The sequence below is a fragment of the Microbulbifer bruguierae genome, assembly GCF_029869925.1.
Classification (GTDB): Bacteria; Pseudomonadota; Gammaproteobacteria; order Pseudomonadales; family Cellvibrionaceae; genus Microbulbifer; species Microbulbifer bruguierae.
Genome location: NZ_CP118605.1, coordinates 1,582,511 through 1,598,322 on the forward strand (window position 1 = coordinate 1,582,511; position 15,812 = coordinate 1,598,322).

The following is a 15,812-nucleotide window of genomic DNA, read 5'->3' on the forward strand; positions in this document are numbered from 1 at the left end:
TATGAAGCTCTCCGTCGAAATCAGCATGTACCCGTTAAAAGACGAGTACATTCCGGCGATCAAGGAATTTATCCAGCGCCTGAACACGCACCCGCAACTGCAGGTCATCACCAACACCATGAGCACCCAGGTTTTCGGTGACTACGACCTGGTGATGGACACACTGAAAGCGGAGATGCGCAAAAGCCACGAGCAGTTTGGGCGCGCGATATTCGTGTGCAAGTTTATCGATGGCGATCTGAGTCCCGCTGCCGATGCTTAGTCCGGAAATTCGCGAAGCACTCGCCAACGCGTATGCGGCCATGACCCTGTGGGAAGTGGCCGCCGTGGTGCTGGCGCTGGCCTACCTGCTGCTGGCGATGCGGGAAAATATCCTGTGCTGGTACGCGGCCTTCGCCAGCACCGCTATTTACCTGTTCCTGTTCTGGGATGTGAGCCTGGTGATGGAGTCGGCATTGCAGATTTTCTATCTGCTGATCGCGGTGTACGGCTGGTGGCAGTGGCGTAGTCGAAAAGGTGATGGCGAAACACTGCACATCCACCGCTGGTCCGGTGCCGCTCACCTCTGCGCCTTTGTCGCTGTCGGTGTACTTACCCTGATATTCGGATATGTGCTGGATAACTACACCAGTGCCGCGCTGCCCTATCTGGATTCCTTCACCACCTGGGGCGCGGTGGTGACCACCTATATGGTCACCCGCAAGGTGCTGGAAAACTGGCTTTACTGGATAGTGATCGATGGCGCCGCAATTTATCTGTACATCGACCGCGAGCTGTACCTGACGGCACTGCTGTTTGTGCTCTACGTGATTCTGGTGGTGATCGGCTTTTTCCAGTGGTACGCCCTGTACCGGCAACAGCAGGTTGAACCCGGGCAAGCGGTCGCCGCATGAGTGCGGAAGTGGAAAAACTTCTCGCCGACGAATGGCGGCGATGGAGCGACAGCCAGCCGCAACTGATTCGCCCGCTCAGCGGCGGGCTGACCAACCGCAGTTTTCTGCTGCAGGCCGGTGGTGACAAGCTGGTGCTGCGTATCAACGCGGGCAACTCCCGCGCACTGGATCTCGACCGAGCCGCAGAGGCGGACGCCCTGCGTCTTGCCAGTGCCCGCCACCTGTGCGCACCGCTGGTATATATCGACCCGGATCACCGTTACCTGCTGACCCGCTTTGTCGACGGTGTACCGATGGATCTGAACCAGTCCGAGGCCCTTGCCCAAGTCGCGCAGTTGCTGCGGCAGATTCATCAGTTGCCGCCAATTTCCGCCCGACTGGATATCGCAGACAAGGCGAACCGCTACTGGCAGTCCATCGACAGGTCCGCCCGGTTCTTCCCGGCACTGTCGAAACTGCATGCGCGGATGGAGTCACTACTCCGGCGCACCAGCAACCCGCAAACCTATCGACTGTGTCATAACGACCTGTTGCCGGAAAACCTCATTGTGGATAACGCCGGCCAGCTCCGCGCCATCGACTGGGAGTACGCCGCGCTCGGCGAGCCGTTTTTTGACCTGGCGACGGTGGCACAGGGGTATCGGCTGAATCAGCAACAGCAGCAGGGTCTGCTTGCGGCTTACCTGCAGCGCCCTGTCGAGGAGGCCGACCGGCACAAGCTGGCCCACTGGCAACGGATGTACCGCTATCTGTCGGCACTCTGGTATGCGGTGCAGGCCTCCAAATCCGCCCCCGAATCCGCCAACCTATCCATGGGGGGAACGGCTCTGAGCGCAGAAATCACTGACCTGCTTGCGGCTTTTGAGTAAGCTAGCACCTCTTTTAGCCAGGTCATCAGAAGTATCCCCGCCCATGTTCCTGACCCAAGAGATCACCCTTCACTTCTCCAGCCTCGTTATTCTGTTCGGCGGCACCACCGGTTTCACTCTGGCTCTGCCGCTGTTCATGGCCCCCTGGGGCAACCGCCGCGCAAACCGCTGCCTCGGCGCGCTGCTGGCGACCAGCAGCCTGTTGGCGCTGGCGTATGTACCGCACACCGAAGTGGCGTCGCCGTCGGCAGCCTTCTTTGCCCTGTTTGCCCTGCAACTGCTTTTCGGCCCTCTGCTGTACTTCTATTGCCGTCTGTTGACGGAACCGGAGTTCCGCTGGCAACGACAGCACCTGTGGCACCTGCTGCCGGCTCTGGCCTCGGCACTGCTGTGGCAACTGCAGTTGGCGAGCGACGGCCTGCTGAACGCACCCTGTATCGGCGAAGCGGTGTGCACCACCAGCGAGACCATCCGCGCGCGCTTTATACACCGGGCAGCGGCGATGATTTCGTCAATCGCCTACTCCATCTGGGTACTGCGCCTGTTGCGGCCCTACCAGCGCCGGGTGATGGAGAGCTATTCCACTATCGAGCCCGTGAACCTGAGCTGGCTGTGGGTGCTGAGCCATACCTGTCTGGTAATCACCGCAGTCTGTATCCTCCTGGAGATCTACAGCTGGCAGGCCCCCACCCGGGAATTGACCCCCGGACTGCTGCAGGCGCTGTTACCGCTGATCATCAGTGTACTGCTCGGCGGGTTCGGCCTGCGCCAGCGCAATATCCGGCTGTCAGCGGAACGCCCTGTCGAACAGGAAGAAGAAAAAGAAGAAGAAGAGTCCGAGTCGGGGAACAGCGTAGCGACCCCCCCGGCTGATTCGATACCAGCCAACAGAAAGTCCGCTGTGCGCAACCTGAGCGAGAGTTCCGCAGAAGCCCTGTGGCGGCAGCTGCAGGTCACCATGCAACAGCGAAAGCCTTACCTGGAACCCGGCTTGAAGATCGCGCAGCTGGCAGAGTTACTGCAGGTTCCGCCGCACCACCTGTCGGAAACCATCAACGGCATTGCCGGCCAGTCGTTTTACGACTTTATCAACCAGTACCGGGTGGAAGAGGCCGCGCAGCTGTTGACCGACCCGTCGAACACCCATCTGTCGGTCACCGATATCGGCCTGCAGGCCGGATTCAATTCCAATTCCACCTTTTTTTCGCAGTTCAAAAAGCGCCTTGGAGAGTCTCCCAGCCGCTACCGCAGCCGCCAACAGAAATCCGTAACCATCTGATTTTAAATGAAAAATAAATCCGGATTCGCAAGTTCGGATTTTTTCAGCAAACGAATCTCTCCGACTTTGCGAGGCCGGACGCCGCACTGGCACAGATCCGCTATAACCCTCGCGAGCCCCCGCACAGAACAATGCCCGGGCACCAAAACAATAAATTCGTCAGGAGAACCCCATGACTGCCCGCCGCCCTGCCAGAAACTTATCTCTGCCCCACGCCCTGGCCGCCGCCGTAACGGCAGCGATTACCGCCCAGGCGGCCCCCGTCGCGTTCGCCGCGGAACTGGAAGAAGTCACGGTCACCGCGCAGAAGCGCGCCGAACGCATCACCGAGGTCCCCATTGCCATCACCAATGTGGGGGCGGAAGCGATCAAGCAGACCGGTGTTCGCCAGGTGACTGAAGTTGCCCAGTTCGTACCCAACCTACATATCAGCTCTGGCACCGATTTCACCACTTCGGTAAGCATGCGCGGTGTAGGCTCCAACAGCCGCAATATCGGCTTCGATACCCGCGTGGGGGTTTATCTGGATGGTGTCTATCTGGGGCAGTCCCCGGCGATCAACCAGGACCTGGTGGATCTGGAACGTATCGAAGTGCTGCGCGGCCCCCAGGGCACCCTGTTCGGCAAAAATACCGTCGCCGGCGCCATCAACCTGATCTCCCAGAAGCCCACGGATGAATTCTCCGGCAGTGTCAGCGCCGAGTACGGCAGCATGAACTCCCGCCAGTTGTCTGCCACCATCAACGCGCCACTGTCCGACAGCCTGTTCAGCAAGGTTTCCGTCAACCGCCAGCAGCGCGACGGCTACATCAAAAACCTCACCACCAACCACCTGCTTAACGAACAGGACGGCAGCGCCTACCGCGCCCAGCTGATGTACGACGCCGGCGGCGCCTTCAATGCAATCCTGGCCGTGGACGGCATGCAGAGCGATCGCCTGTCCTCTACCGGTGAAGCTGTGACCGACACCTTCGGCAGCGCGCCGGACACCGCCGCGCCGGAAAAATACGAGGTGGCGATGGATGTGGACCCGTTTGAGGAGCGGGAGATCCGCGGCGCTGCGCTGACCATGGATTGGAATCTGGCAAATGACTTCACCCTGCGCTCCATCACCGCATCCCGCACCACGGAGATGACCTACAACAACGACACGGACTACTCTCCCTATCCACTGGTGGAAATCGACTATACCGACAGCTACGACCAGCTGACCCAGGAATTCCAGCTGGTGTCGCCGGGCGCGGACGACTTCAACTATGTGGCGGGCCTCTACCTGTACCAGCAGGAGGCCGACAGCTATCGCCTGGTGACCTCGTCGGAAGTATTTGAAAACCTGCTGGAGGCACAATACGGCTTCCCCGGCCTGATCGATGCGGACAGCCCGGTGTCCACCACCGGGGTGGTGGACACCAGCAGCATCGCGGCCTATGTCAACGGCTCCTACCAGCTGAACGAAGACTGGAAGCTGGGCTTTGGCCTGCGCTATTCCGAAGAGCAGAAGGACGTGGACTGGGCCATCGACGGCCGTGGCGCGCCCCTGTTCCAGATCGCTACCGGTGCCGTAAATGACAAGCGTACCGACACCCACGTGTCCCCGACCGTCAGTATCAATTACGCCCTGGGCGAAGACGTAAACACCTACGCGAAATACAGCGGCGGCTTCAAAAGCGGCGGATTCAACCTCGACTTTGTCGCCGCCGGTGACCTCGCCGCGGGCATCGACTTCGACAAGGAAACAGTCGACGCATTTGAGATAGGCCTCAAGGGCACCGCGCTGTCCCGCCAGCTCAGCTACAATCTGGCGCTATTCCATTCGGTGTTCGAAAACTACCAGGTAAACCAGTTTGTGGACCTGGGTGACGGCGCCACATCCATTTCCATTCGCAATGCCGCAGAAGTGGAAACCTCCGGCCTGGAAGCGGAAGTCACCTGGCTTGCCAGCGAAAACTTAACCATCAATACCTCTCTGGGCTTGCTGAATGCGGAATTTGCCAGCTACCCCAACGCGGACGCCAACGGCAGTGACTTGTCCGGCAACAAACTGCCTAACGCACCGGAGACCTCGTTCAATCTGAGCGGCCAGTACTATCTGCCGATCGACAGTATCAACGCCGACCTGTTGCTGCGCCTGGATTACATTTACCGCGGCAGTATGTACAACAGTGCGGATAATGAAACCGAGCGTACCCTGGCCACCGGCGATACCGTGCAGTTCGGCCAGGTGGACGCCTACCATCTGGTAAATGCGCGGGTTGGACTGGAAAGCCAGGCCGACACCTGGAATGCCGCGCTGTTTGTGCACAACCTCACCGATGAGGAATATCTGGTGGACACCAGCCGTGACTTCCTCGGCACCCTGGGCCATTTTTATGGACTGGAGCGCACCGCCGGGATCGAACTGGAATACCGTTTCTGAGGTATTCCGTCGCGCACGTTTGACACCATTCCAAAAGCAATGTCCATTCGGGCCCGCGCGGCGCTACCGCCGGGCCCGTCACACAACGATGCAAGACTTTGACCATGCAAACCAAAATACTTAACCGATGCCTTGCCGGCGCCGGTCTGGCGGTGCTGCTACTCGCCTCCGTGATCGTAATCCGCACACTCAGTTTTACCGCGCCGACGGTAGCAGAGAGCGAGCCAGAACCCCTCGACCTCGACGCCAGCACCATTGCCATGCACCTGTCCGAGGCGATCCAGTTCCGCACCATCTCCTCACAACTGGAGCAGAGTGAAACCCAGCGGGAATTCCACAATTTTATCGACTGGCTGGCGGCGACCTACCCGCAAGTCCACAGCGCGATGCCCCCGCAGAGGCTGGGCAAGCAGGACGGGCAGGCATTTTCACTGCTGTTCACCTGGCCGGGAAAAAATGCGCAATTGCCCGCGATTCTGCTCTCCGCGCACTACGATGTGGTGCCGGTAATTCCGGGAACGGAAGCCGAATGGCAACATCCTCCCTACGCGGGGAGCGTGGACGACACCCATATCTGGGGACGCGGCGCACTGGATGACAAGAGTGCAGCGATTGCCCTGATGGAAGCGGCCACCGGCCTGCTCCAGCAGGGCTACCAGCCCGAGCGCACCGTCTATATCAGCCTCACCAGCGATGAGGAAACCGGGGGCGACCACGGCACCGCCGCGGTGGTGGAAAAGCTGCAAAGCGAAGGGGTACAGCTGGACTGGAGTCTGGACGAAGGCTCCTTCCTGCTGCACGGATTTATTCCCGGTGTGGATGCCCCGGTTGCCAGTATCAATGTGGCAGAAAAAGGGTATCTCACCGTAGACCTGGTGGCGCGGAGCCAGGGCGGTCACTCCTCCATGCCGCCGCCAGAAACCGCGGTGGACATTCTCGCGCAAGCTCTGGTGCGGCTGAACCGGAATCCCCTGCCCGGTGGCCTCGAGGGATTGAGCCAAAAGTTGTTCGATGCCACCGCGCGCCATATGCCGTTTGAAAAACGCCTGATGTTCGCCAACCAGTGGCTGTTCGGCAGCGGTATCGAAGCAGTAATGGAAAAGCAGGGCAGTACCGCCGCCATGCTGCGTACCACCACCGCACCGACCATGCTCTCCGCCAGCGTGAAGGAAAACGTGCTACCCATCACGGCCACCGCCACGGTGAACTTCCGCCTACACCCGCGGGACAGCATCGATGATGTGCTGCAGCATGTGGAAACGGTCATCGACGACGAGCGTATCGACGTGGTGATGCGCACCGGGACTTCCGCCTCCCGGGTATCCAGTAATGAGGCTCCCGGTTTCCACCTGCTGGCAGAGACCAGCCGTGCAGTGTTCGGCCCGGTGATTACCGCTCCAGGACTGACCATCGCCGGTACCGACAGCCGCCGCTACGAGGAGGTTGCCGATAACAACTACCGCTTCAACCCGATGCTGGTCACCCGCGAAGACGTGCATGGATTCCACGGCACCAACGAGCGAATCAGTATCGACAATATGGTGAAGGCGACAGGTTTCTATCAGGCTCTGATCCGCAATGCGAATTCAGAGCCGTAATAATAGCCGCGATAAACGTATACAACGGCATCCGCAATTTCGATATTAGCTTTTAGCGCGGATGCCGTGCCTGCGCTGGTTTCGGGGGTCCCACTGTCACCTCCCGGGTGATGTCGGCAACGGCGCCGTGATTGTCGGTCACCGTCAGGGTAACGCTATAGCGGCCCAACTTCCGGTAACGGTGTCGGGGGTTGCGCTCGCTACTGACTACGCCATCGCCGAAATCCCAACGCCAGGAAACCAGCTCACCGTCCTCGTCGCTACTGGTATCCCTTAATATTACCCACGGCCCCCGCGCTCGACTGACAAACCCCGCCAACGGAGGCAGGTTGCCTGCCGTGAGGTCCAGCTCGACGATCATCGGATCATGATCCGATGCGCGATAGGGACCCGCGCCATAGAGCGACTGTATCTGCTGTTCACTTTTGAACTCGGTGTTGTAATCGAGCACCGGTGGTTCATCGGCGTTGATATGCCAGTCGCTGACACCGGTCACCAGGGGTAGCAGCGCGGTGTTTGCAAGAGCGTAATCCAGATAACCGGATTCACCGCTGTATACGTAGGAGTGTGCGTTGCCGCCCATGAAATTTGCCAGTAAATCTGTGAAACCGAACTCTGCCAGGGTAGTGATCGGGTTTTCCTGTGCATAACTGTTGAGGTCTCCGAGTACCAGCACCCGCCCACTAGCACCCGGGTCAGCGTTCAGCCAGGCCGCCAGGGCATTCGCCGCATGGGTACGGACCTGGTTCCAGCAGCCCTGTCCATCGTCCTGGTCGTCATTCAGGCTGCCGTCGTTGGGGCAGCTGCCCTTGGACTTGAAGTGGTTGACCACTACCGACAAAGACTCGCCCGTGGCAATTTCGGTGAATGCCTGCCTCAGTGGCGGGCGGTTGAGACTGGTGGCCTCGTCAAAAGGATAGGTTTCCAGAACCGTTGGATCACCGGACAGCTGTACTGTATCCGTGCGATAAACCAGCCCCACCGCGATCTGGTCTCCCCCCAGTGTTGCAAGGCCCGGATCGACATAGCCATAGACGCTACTGCCCTGCGCCGCATTCAGTCCGCTCACCAAATCCGCAATTGCGCTGTCCTCTCCATAGCCGTCGTTTTCAATTTCCATCAGGCCGATGATATCGGCACCGCTTGCGCGAATTGCCGCGATGATTTTCTGGCGCTGGCGGACAAACTCTTCTGCGCTATCGGCACCGCGGCTGGTGGGAAAACCTCCGCCCAGCCCGTCGCCATTGAAATAATTCAGCACATTGAAACTCGCAACCCGCAGGCTGCCGGCGCCGGGCAATACCGGTGCTGATGTACGAGGATTGGTATCCACAAATTCCGGAGTGACCACCGGATAAATACGGTAGGCACCAAAGCCGTAGCCGATCACACCGCGCAGATCTGCCACCGTGTTTCCGACGCGCAGGCTGCTATCGGCCGCGAGTGCCGGCGCGGGATAGGGAATGATTTCCGGATTCTGTATCGAAGAGGCGTCATCTAGTAATAACTGATTCAACCCGTTCTGTACCTGCTGCGCCAGAGCCGCAGCACCGGGCGCATTACTATGTGTAGGGACATAGCGGCGACCATTGGCCAGAACCACTTCCCCGTAACGCCCCAGATTCTGGGTGCCATTCACGGTCAGGACGCCGCCAAAATGCACCAGCATACCCTCGACACTTTCAGGGGCTTCCGCGCTGGCGAACGGCAGTGCAAGCTCTGCCGGGGACACCGCGTTTCCAGTACCGCACACGCTGACCGAGTCCACATCGGCCAGCTCGGTCAAGTCGAAATACTCCTTCACCACGCCGCCCACTCGCACATGATCGCCGACGGCTACCGCAACACCGAAACCGTTGTCGTAGACGAACAGGCCTTCGGAGGTTGCCTCATTGCCGTCCTGATCCGTATCTTCCTCCTGCAGGAAAAAGCCGGCCAGACCACTGTCTTGATTCTGAAAGCTCGCCACCACAATCGCTTCCACCGGGTGGTAATTCCCCACCTCGGGGCTGGCGCCGCCACTGCCCTGAATACTGCTGATCAGGGTCGCCGGATCACCACAGACGCCAGCCACTGTTCCCGGAGTATCGCCTTCGTCACCGTCGTCGTCATCTCCTCCCGCAACACTGCCATTGTGCACGCCCAGGTTGCTGAAATCGTCCAGACCCAGACTGGTCCACTCCACTGCGGGATCAAACACACTACTGCCATCGGATCGCCCGCTGGCGATACTGGTATCGCGTATCAGGGTCTGATTCTGAGTCCCCAGGCTACTATCCCCCCACAGACTGCCGGGGTCGACGCCGATCTGGCCAATAACATCTTCGAAACCGGCTGGGCCAACCAAAGCCACAGCGTCATCACCATTGAAAAGTCCGCCACCGTAAAGTTGATCGGACACCGCGAGAATTTCATCACCGGCGCTGGAGTGGCCGAGGATAAAAATGCCTCCCGCTGCAAGATTGCCGCTCAACGTGATATTCGCGCCAGCGGATGTGGCGCCATTGAAAAAAACCTGAATGGAATAGCCATCGAGATCAACCGTGGCATTAGACGCATTGTAAATTTCCAGTGCCTTATTGTTACCGCTGCCTTCGATATATTCAGAAAACACCAGCTGAGCGTTGCTGGCGACACTGAATAAAGCGGACAAACAAAAAAGCGACAGAGACTCCCATGATTTATTTGGCATTATTTTCTTCCTTGTAACCTGATCAGAATACGATGCAAAAAACGTACTCAGCAGAGTGCATCAGGATGAATAAAATGCCGTTACAGCTGAATGAACAATACGGGAAAGAAATGTTGCATTCGCGGGTCAGATTTCCCCACTCCAGGCACGAGCAAACAGCTCGCGGTATTCCCCCGAAAAAAACAGGACCAGATTGCCGCCTGCATATGGGTCCACTGCCGCCTTCTCTGCGAACATCCCTGCAAACTTTTCTCCGAATTTCTCTGCCGGTGCAACGTCGATGCCAATGTCGGCCAGGCTATGGGGAGCTCCAAGGTGGGTGCGCAGTTGCAACACCCTATTCCTTACACCTTGGTAGAACCCGCAGTTACGGGACTGCCAGCAGCTCCAGCACCATAGTTCAGCTTGCCATTAAACAGCAGTGAAGCGATTTTAAACCTTTTCACCACGACGAAATGGAACAACATCCCTCCCAAGCAGGCACCGACTGCAGACAGCAGCATACGAGCATCCATTGGTATACCGATCTTTTGCAGGGCAAACAACAGGAAAGCCACGATAATAAAATGGACAACATATACGGTGTAGGCTGACTGGGCCATTGCCCTGACAATCCAGAAATCTTTATCCAGGAAACGCGCGCCGAAAGCGCAGAAGAAAATGGATAACAGGATAGCCAGCAGATACTCGTAAATCGTGGCAAAAAACTCGAGAAAATGCAGTTCGACTCCGCGGCCCTGATAATAATCAGTCAGCAGACTCAGCGCCACGGACCCACCAATACACACCAGCGCCACCAGCCCCCAGCGAATGTACCCACTATTGAACCTTTCATAGACATCCTGCCAAAGGAACATAAACACCCCCAAAAGAAAATATGGGAAGTGCTGAACAGAAATCAAAACAAACAAACCGATCACATGAATATAAGGTATTTCCCACATAAAGCTCGGCAACAGAACTTTGTATGAGAGGGCACACACAAAAACAACTGTCGAAAAAAGGACTATCCGAGCGGCATTTTCAGGCATGAACCGCGAGAGCCAGGCAACGGACACTTTCGAAACATGCACGGTATAGTTCAAGACCAATGTATACGCCAACAGTGAAAACAGGAACCAGGCGTGATACATCCAGAACATTTTGAAATCCTTGCTGGAATCCGCCTCACTGTAATAAGTCGCCATCCATTCCGCCGTAAAAGGAGCCAACAGAATTACGCATACCAGTGCGGGAACTGTCAGCATTACCAACCGTCCTTTCAGAAAAGGCAAAGTCCCCTTACGCTCGATTACGGCCACTGAAAAGTATCCTGATATCAGAAAAAAACAGGCCATCCGAAATGCACCGGAAGCATCCCGAACAAAGTCATAATCACCCGCACCTGCATCGGCGTGAGCCGAACGATAAAACACGCCAACAAACAGCGCGAACGCCCTGAGAAAATCCAAATGATATAGTCGACGGTCCATGCCCACCCCCTTTGGCTGCAGAATATAAAAAGTCCGTTGCAAATTTCAGGCCGTCGCTCTCGACCCTATTACACGCTATGTTATTAAATTAATGGCGCATGCGGCCAATGGAACAGGCGGTTACGGAGAACAGATCCACCGAATATGGCACGAAATACTACACAATCATAATCCCGTCACGGTGGAGAAGCCTTAAGGGATGCGCCTTTACGGTTCAGGAAGGGAAATCGGGCCTTACTGTCAGAATACCGTCAAAAGTCACTGAAACAAATTAGTGCCTCGAACGCCAACAAATTTCAGAAAACTTCGGCAACTTCGATCCCCCGCTCGGTATCAGCGCCCGCGTCACTTCAGAGAGCTCCGCGTAAACCTTCCAAGTCACAGGGTCCCACGACAGGCGGCCAGGAAAATTGACCAGTAGTCTTCAGCAGAAAGCGGTAGCGGGTTACTCGTTGCAGACGGATCTGCCGCAGCCATCTGCGCAACCTGATCAGCATCCTCTTCGCCAATACCAATTTCCGCCAGTGAGTGGGGAATACCCAACTCCCGGCGCAGCAACAGCACCCATTCCAATACGCCGCTGAAGCCCGAGGCAGGCAACGCCAGATAGCGCGATAGCCGACTCATGGGCTCTTCGATAGCAGCCCGGTTCGCGGTCAGTACATAGGGCATCAGAACCGCATTCAGCAGACCGTGGTGTTTGTCGTAACGGGCGCCGAGCGGATGGGCCAGCGCGTGCATCGCACCAAGCCCGCGTTGAAATGCAGTGGCACCCATGCTGGAAGCCACCAGCATCTGCATACGCGCCTCCAGGTCCGAGCCGTCCGTCACCGCGCGAGGCAGGTACACATTGATCAGACGCATAGCTTCAAGCGCAATTCCCTCCGCCATGGGATGAAAATTTTTCGCACAGAAAGCCTCGAGGTTGTGCGACAGCGCATCCATACCGGTGGCGGCAGTGATTGGGGCGGGGAGCCCCAGGGTAAGCTCCGGGTCGAGCAATACGATTTCCGGGAGCATCTGTGGGTGAAAAATAATTTTTTTCAATTTGGCACGTTCATCGGTAATCACTGACGAGCGCCCCACCTCCGAGCCGGTACCTGCGGTGGTGGGAATCGCAATAACCGGCATCATTCCGTGGGTATTCACTTTGAGGTAGTTGTCGCCGACATCTTCAAACTCCCAGATGGGGTGGGTCTGCCCCACCATCAGTGCAATGGCCTTGCCCGCATCCAGTGCGGAGCCACCGCCCAGTGCAATAACCCCGTCGCAACCGTGGACCCTGAACGCGGCGACTCCGGCATGCACATTCGCGCCGGTGGGATTGCCCTTGATCTCGCTGAATACTGCGAGCGGCAAACCGGCCACCAGGCAGTCTTCGACAATCGACTGCACCATCGGCAGCGATACCAGACCGGGATCTGTCACCAGCAGCGGTGTCGCCATCCCCAGTTCCCGGCACAGCTGCGGCAATTCGGAAATTCGGCCGGCTCCCACGCGCATCGCCGTGGGGTAATTCCAGTGAGTGAAATAGGATTGGTCCGTCATGGTCAGGGCACGAGTTTGAAATGAAAGGATTTTGGCCGGGTCAGATGCTCGAAACCAACACCGGACAATGTGCAGCCGCGACCGGATTTTTTTATCCCGGTCCAGGCCAGCGCCGGGTCGAGATAATCACAACGGTTTAAAAATACTGTGCCGGTCTGCAATTTATCCCCCAGGGCCAGTGCGGCCTCCGGGTCAGCGGAGTAGATTGCCGCAGTGAGTCCGTATTCGCTGTCGTTCATCAGTGCCAATGCTTCCTTGTCGTCCGCCACCGACATTGCGCCCAATAACGGACCGAAGGATTCTTCATTCATTACACGCATATTGTGATTCACGTTGGTGAGCAACTGCGGGGCCATATAGGCGCTGCCGCGCCGGTCCAGTTCGAATTCGCCCCCATCAATATGAGGTTGAGCACCCTGTGCCACCGCTTCATCGATCTGGTCGCGCACAAAATCAGCGGCGCTGGCCCGCACCAATGGGCCAAGGGTTGTACCCTCGTGGTCCGGAGGTCCCAGGCGGTATTGGCGGATCAGGGCCACTGCCCGTTGCACGAATTCATCGAACAGGGTGTGGTGCACATACAGCCGCTCGATACCACAACAGGACTGGCCAGAATTGAAAAACGCACCGTCGACGATGGAGGCCACGGCATATTCCAGATCCGCATCTTCCCGCACATAGGCCGGGTCCTTGCCACCCAGCTCCAGGCCGAGGGAGACAAAGCGCCCCGCTGCTGCCGCTTCGATGGCCGCACCGCCGGCGACGGACCCGGTAAAAGCGATGTGCTGCACGCTGCCGTTGATAATGACCTGCTCTGCATCGCGGTGATCCAGATGCAGATACTGAAAAACCCCCTCGGGCAAACCGGCATCCCGGAAGGCTTCTGTCAGTCGCTCCGCGCACAATGGGGTCTGGGTCGAATGCTTGAGCAATACGCTGTTGCCCGCCAGGAGCGCCGGCACCACCGCATTGATGGCCGTGAGGTAGGGGTAATTCCACGGCGCTATGACAAATACTGTACCCAGCGGCTCGCGGCGGATAAACCGCTTGAACCCCACTTTTTCCGGCAGCGGAATATCACTCAGCGGGCCACCGGATAGCTCTGCCAGTTCCGCCATAGTCAGCGCGCGCTCGGCAAGGCCGTCAATCTCTCCACCGGCAAACGCGATGGGCCTCCCCATCTGCCAGCAGATTTCCCGGGCGAGATCAGCCTTCTTCTGCTGCAGGTGTTTGACCGCGGCACGCACCAGCGCTGCCCGCTCGCCAATAGGAACCTGTTTCCAACTCAACTGGGCACCCTGTGCACTGTTCAGGGCATTCTGGATTTCGTATTCCGTAGCCAGCGGGCGCTCGACATACACACGGTCGTCGACCGGCGAAATACACTGAAGCTTTTGCATAATTTTTTGTGGCATCCTGCCTGTGTCACTGGAGCGCTGCGCCTGCCTGCCCTAGGAACAATATTTATTACACGAGGAGCAATAAATTTCCGTATTCGAACTTTTTTGCGATCAGATGATTTCGAAATAACGCTGCAATTCCCAGTCGCCGATATGCTTGCGAAACTCTCGCTCCTCCCACTCGCGGCTTGCAGCAAAGTGCTCGACAAAGGCATCGCCAAACAGGTCCTTTGCCGCCTCAGATTTTTTCAGGCGCTGGGCCGCATCCCACAGCGTTCGCGGCAGTGCCAGTTCGGGCGGATGTTCGCCGGCATAGGCGCTGCCAGTGACCATTGCGCCCGGTTCCCAGCCCTGCTCGATTCCGTAAATCCCTGAGCCCAGTGCAACGGCAAGAGCCAGATAGGGGTTGGCATCGGCGGCGCCCAGGCGGTACTCCTGGCGCTGGGACTTGTCACTGCCCGGAATTACCCGCAGCGCAGCGGTGCGATTTTCCACCCCCCAGGTCGCGTCGGTGGGCGCCCAGAAACCCGGAATCATGCGCCGGTAACTGTTCACCGTCGGCGCCACCATACTCAGCAACTCTGGCATCAGCCGCTGCTGTCCCGCCAGAAAATGACGCTGGATCTCGCTCATACCGTGGGGTTTATCTTCGGCGTAAAAGGCGGATTTATTGTCAGCCTTGTTGCGCAGGGACAAATGGATATGCCCGCTCTGGCCCGGATATTCGTTCGACCACTTGGCCATAAAGGTCGCCATCAGGCCCCGCCGCTGGGCGAGCACTTTGACAAAGGTCTTGAACAGGGCCGCCTTGTCTGCCGCGGCCTCGGCCTGGTCCACGGTAATCGCGGCTTCCAATACCCCTGGTCCGGTTTCCGTGTGTAGCCCTTCGATGGGGAAATCCATCCGCTGCGCCAGGTCGAGAATCTCGTGGTAAATATCCGCATGTACCGAATTGCGGATCATCGAATAACCAAACCACCCCGGGGTGAAGGGCTTCAAATCCCGATAACCTTTGGCGCGGGCGGAGTCCGGGGTTTCATCGAACAGAAAGAACTCATACTCGAGTGCCGCATACGGGGCAAAGCCGGCCCGCTCACAACGCTCGATTACCCGTCGCAGCAACGCCCGTGGGCAGACCTCTTCGGCAGCACCGCAAAACTCGGCCAGGAACAGCAGCATGCCATCTTCAAACGGCAGCTCCCGGCAGCTTTGCGGAAGAATGCGCACCGGCGCATCCGGGTAGCCGGTATGCCAGCCGGTATAGCGCGCGTTGTCGTACAGCTGATCCTGAACGTCCCAACCCAGCACCACGTCACAAAAGGCAAAACCGTGGTCGAGAGCGGAGAAAAACTTCTCGCGGCTCATGTATTTGCCGCGCATGACGCCGTCATTGTCGAACAACCCCACTTTCACATGGCTGAGCCCGCGGGCTTCCACGATTTGCCGGGCATCCGCTGCCGACGTTACCTGGCGAGGACTGATGGCAATACCGGCTGAGGGCAATGCAGGCGTAGAAGGAGAAAATGGCGCCGGCGACGACGGCGGCACTTCGGTGGACTCGTCCATGTGTGGGCTCCGTTATTGTGACCAACCCGTCGCACGCAAGTGCCGGGCGGAATCTTGCCTAAAGCATAGTCGAGAAAGG

The 15,812-nt window shown here is 58.0% G+C and carries 12 protein-coding genes; 6 read left to right on the forward strand and 6 right to left on the reverse strand.

The features are described from left to right. Position 1 precedes the first annotated feature (1 nt). The 6 genes from PVT68_RS06785 (at position 2) to PVT68_RS06810 (ending at position 7,055) form a co-directional block, all read left to right on the forward strand. A complete protein-coding gene (locus PVT68_RS06785) occupies positions 2–262 on the forward strand; it encodes a YkoF family thiamine/hydroxymethylpyrimidine-binding protein (RefSeq protein ID WP_280321939.1) in 261 nt (86 codons plus the stop codon). Then, positions 255–893, forward strand: coding sequence for a nicotinamide riboside transporter PnuC (pnuC, locus tag PVT68_RS06790; protein ID WP_280321940.1), 639 nt, complete (start codon positions 255–257; stop codon positions 891–893). The genes PVT68_RS06785 and pnuC overlap by 8 nt, the downstream gene beginning before the upstream one ends. Further along, positions 890–1,762 carry a choline kinase family protein gene (locus PVT68_RS06795; protein WP_280321941.1) on the forward strand — a complete coding sequence of 291 codons (873 nt, stop codon included), beginning with the start codon at positions 890–892 and terminating at the stop codon, positions 1,760–1,762. The genes pnuC and PVT68_RS06795 overlap by 4 nt, the downstream gene beginning before the upstream one ends. A gap of 43 nt (positions 1,763–1,805) precedes the next feature. Next, entirely contained in the window at positions 1,806–3,041 is a 1,236-nt protein-coding gene (locus tag PVT68_RS06800) for a helix-turn-helix domain-containing protein (protein WP_280321942.1), read from the forward strand. Between the two features lie 172 nt (positions 3,042–3,213). Beyond that, positions 3,214–5,457, forward strand: a complete 2,244-nt coding sequence (locus tag PVT68_RS06805; protein WP_280321943.1) for a TonB-dependent receptor — start codon at positions 3,214–3,216, stop codon at positions 5,455–5,457. Between the two features lie 104 nt (positions 5,458–5,561). Further along, positions 5,562–7,055 (forward strand): M20 family peptidase, encoded by a 1,494-nt coding sequence (locus tag PVT68_RS06810; protein ID WP_280321944.1) that lies wholly within the window; start codon positions 5,562–5,564, stop codon positions 7,053–7,055. 52 nt (positions 7,056–7,107) lie between these two features. Here PVT68_RS06810 and PVT68_RS06815 read toward each other — a convergent pair whose 3' ends face one another. The 6 genes from PVT68_RS06815 to PVT68_RS06840 form a co-directional block, all read right to left on the reverse strand. After that, positions 7,108–9,747, reverse strand: a complete 2,640-nt coding sequence (locus PVT68_RS06815; protein ID WP_280321945.1) for an ExeM/NucH family extracellular endonuclease — start codon at positions 9,745–9,747, stop codon at positions 7,108–7,110. Positions 9,748–9,873: 126 nt separating this feature from the next. Further along, on the reverse strand, positions 9,874–10,080 hold the full coding sequence (locus tag PVT68_RS06820; RefSeq protein ID WP_280321946.1) for a hypothetical protein: 207 nt from the start codon (positions 10,078–10,080) through the stop codon (positions 9,874–9,876). A gap of 11 nt (positions 10,081–10,091) precedes the next feature. Next, positions 10,092–11,219: an acyltransferase family protein gene (locus PVT68_RS06825; protein WP_280321947.1), complete on the reverse strand. Its 1,128-nt coding sequence runs from the start codon at positions 11,217–11,219 to the stop codon at positions 10,092–10,094. Between the two features lie 378 nt (positions 11,220–11,597). Next, the gene (locus tag PVT68_RS06830) at positions 11,598–12,767 is read right to left on the reverse strand and encodes an iron-containing alcohol dehydrogenase (RefSeq protein ID WP_280321948.1); all 1,170 of its coding nucleotides are present in this window, start codon (positions 12,765–12,767) and stop codon (positions 11,598–11,600) included. 2 nt (positions 12,768–12,769) lie between these two features. Continuing rightward, positions 12,770–14,167, reverse strand: a complete 1,398-nt coding sequence (locus PVT68_RS06835) for an aldehyde dehydrogenase family protein (RefSeq protein ID WP_280321949.1) — start codon at positions 14,165–14,167, stop codon at positions 12,770–12,772. 111 nt (positions 14,168–14,278) lie between these two features. Then, positions 14,279–15,733 carry a glutamine synthetase family protein gene (locus PVT68_RS06840; protein WP_280321951.1) on the reverse strand — a complete coding sequence of 485 codons (1,455 nt, stop codon included), beginning with the start codon at positions 15,731–15,733 and terminating at the stop codon, positions 14,279–14,281. Between the last annotated feature and the right edge of the window lie 79 nt (positions 15,734–15,812).

Coding starts and splice junctions, on each gene's coding strand:
- PVT68_RS06785 (WP_280321939.1), top strand. CDS start 2: ATGAAGCTCTCCGTCGAAATCAGCATGTACCCGTTAAAAGACGAGTAC.
- pnuC (WP_280321940.1), top strand. CDS start 255: ATGCTTAGTCCGGAAATTCGCGAAGCACTCGCCAACGCGTATGCGGCC.
- PVT68_RS06795 (WP_280321941.1), top strand. CDS start 890: ATGAGTGCGGAAGTGGAAAAACTTCTCGCCGACGAATGGCGGCGATGG.
- PVT68_RS06800 (WP_280321942.1), top strand. CDS start 1,806: ATGTTCCTGACCCAAGAGATCACCCTTCACTTCTCCAGCCTCGTTATT.
- PVT68_RS06805 (WP_280321943.1), top strand. CDS start 3,214: ATGACTGCCCGCCGCCCTGCCAGAAACTTATCTCTGCCCCACGCCCTG.
- PVT68_RS06810 (WP_280321944.1), top strand. CDS start 5,562: ATGCAAACCAAAATACTTAACCGATGCCTTGCCGGCGCCGGTCTGGCG.
- PVT68_RS06815 (WP_280321945.1), bottom strand. CDS start 9,747: ATGCCAAATAAATCATGGGAGTCTCTGTCGCTTTTTTGTTTGTCCGCT.
- PVT68_RS06825 (WP_280321947.1), bottom strand. CDS start 11,219: ATGGACCGTCGACTATATCATTTGGATTTTCTCAGGGCGTTCGCGCTG.
- PVT68_RS06830 (WP_280321948.1), bottom strand. CDS start 12,767: ATGACGGACCAATCCTATTTCACTCACTGGAATTACCCCACGGCGATG.
- PVT68_RS06835 (WP_280321949.1), bottom strand. CDS start 14,167: ATGCAAAAGCTTCAGTGTATTTCGCCGGTCGACGACCGTGTGTATGTC.
- PVT68_RS06840 (WP_280321951.1), bottom strand. CDS start 15,733: ATGGACGAGTCCACCGAAGTGCCGCCGTCGTCGCCGGCGCCATTTTCT.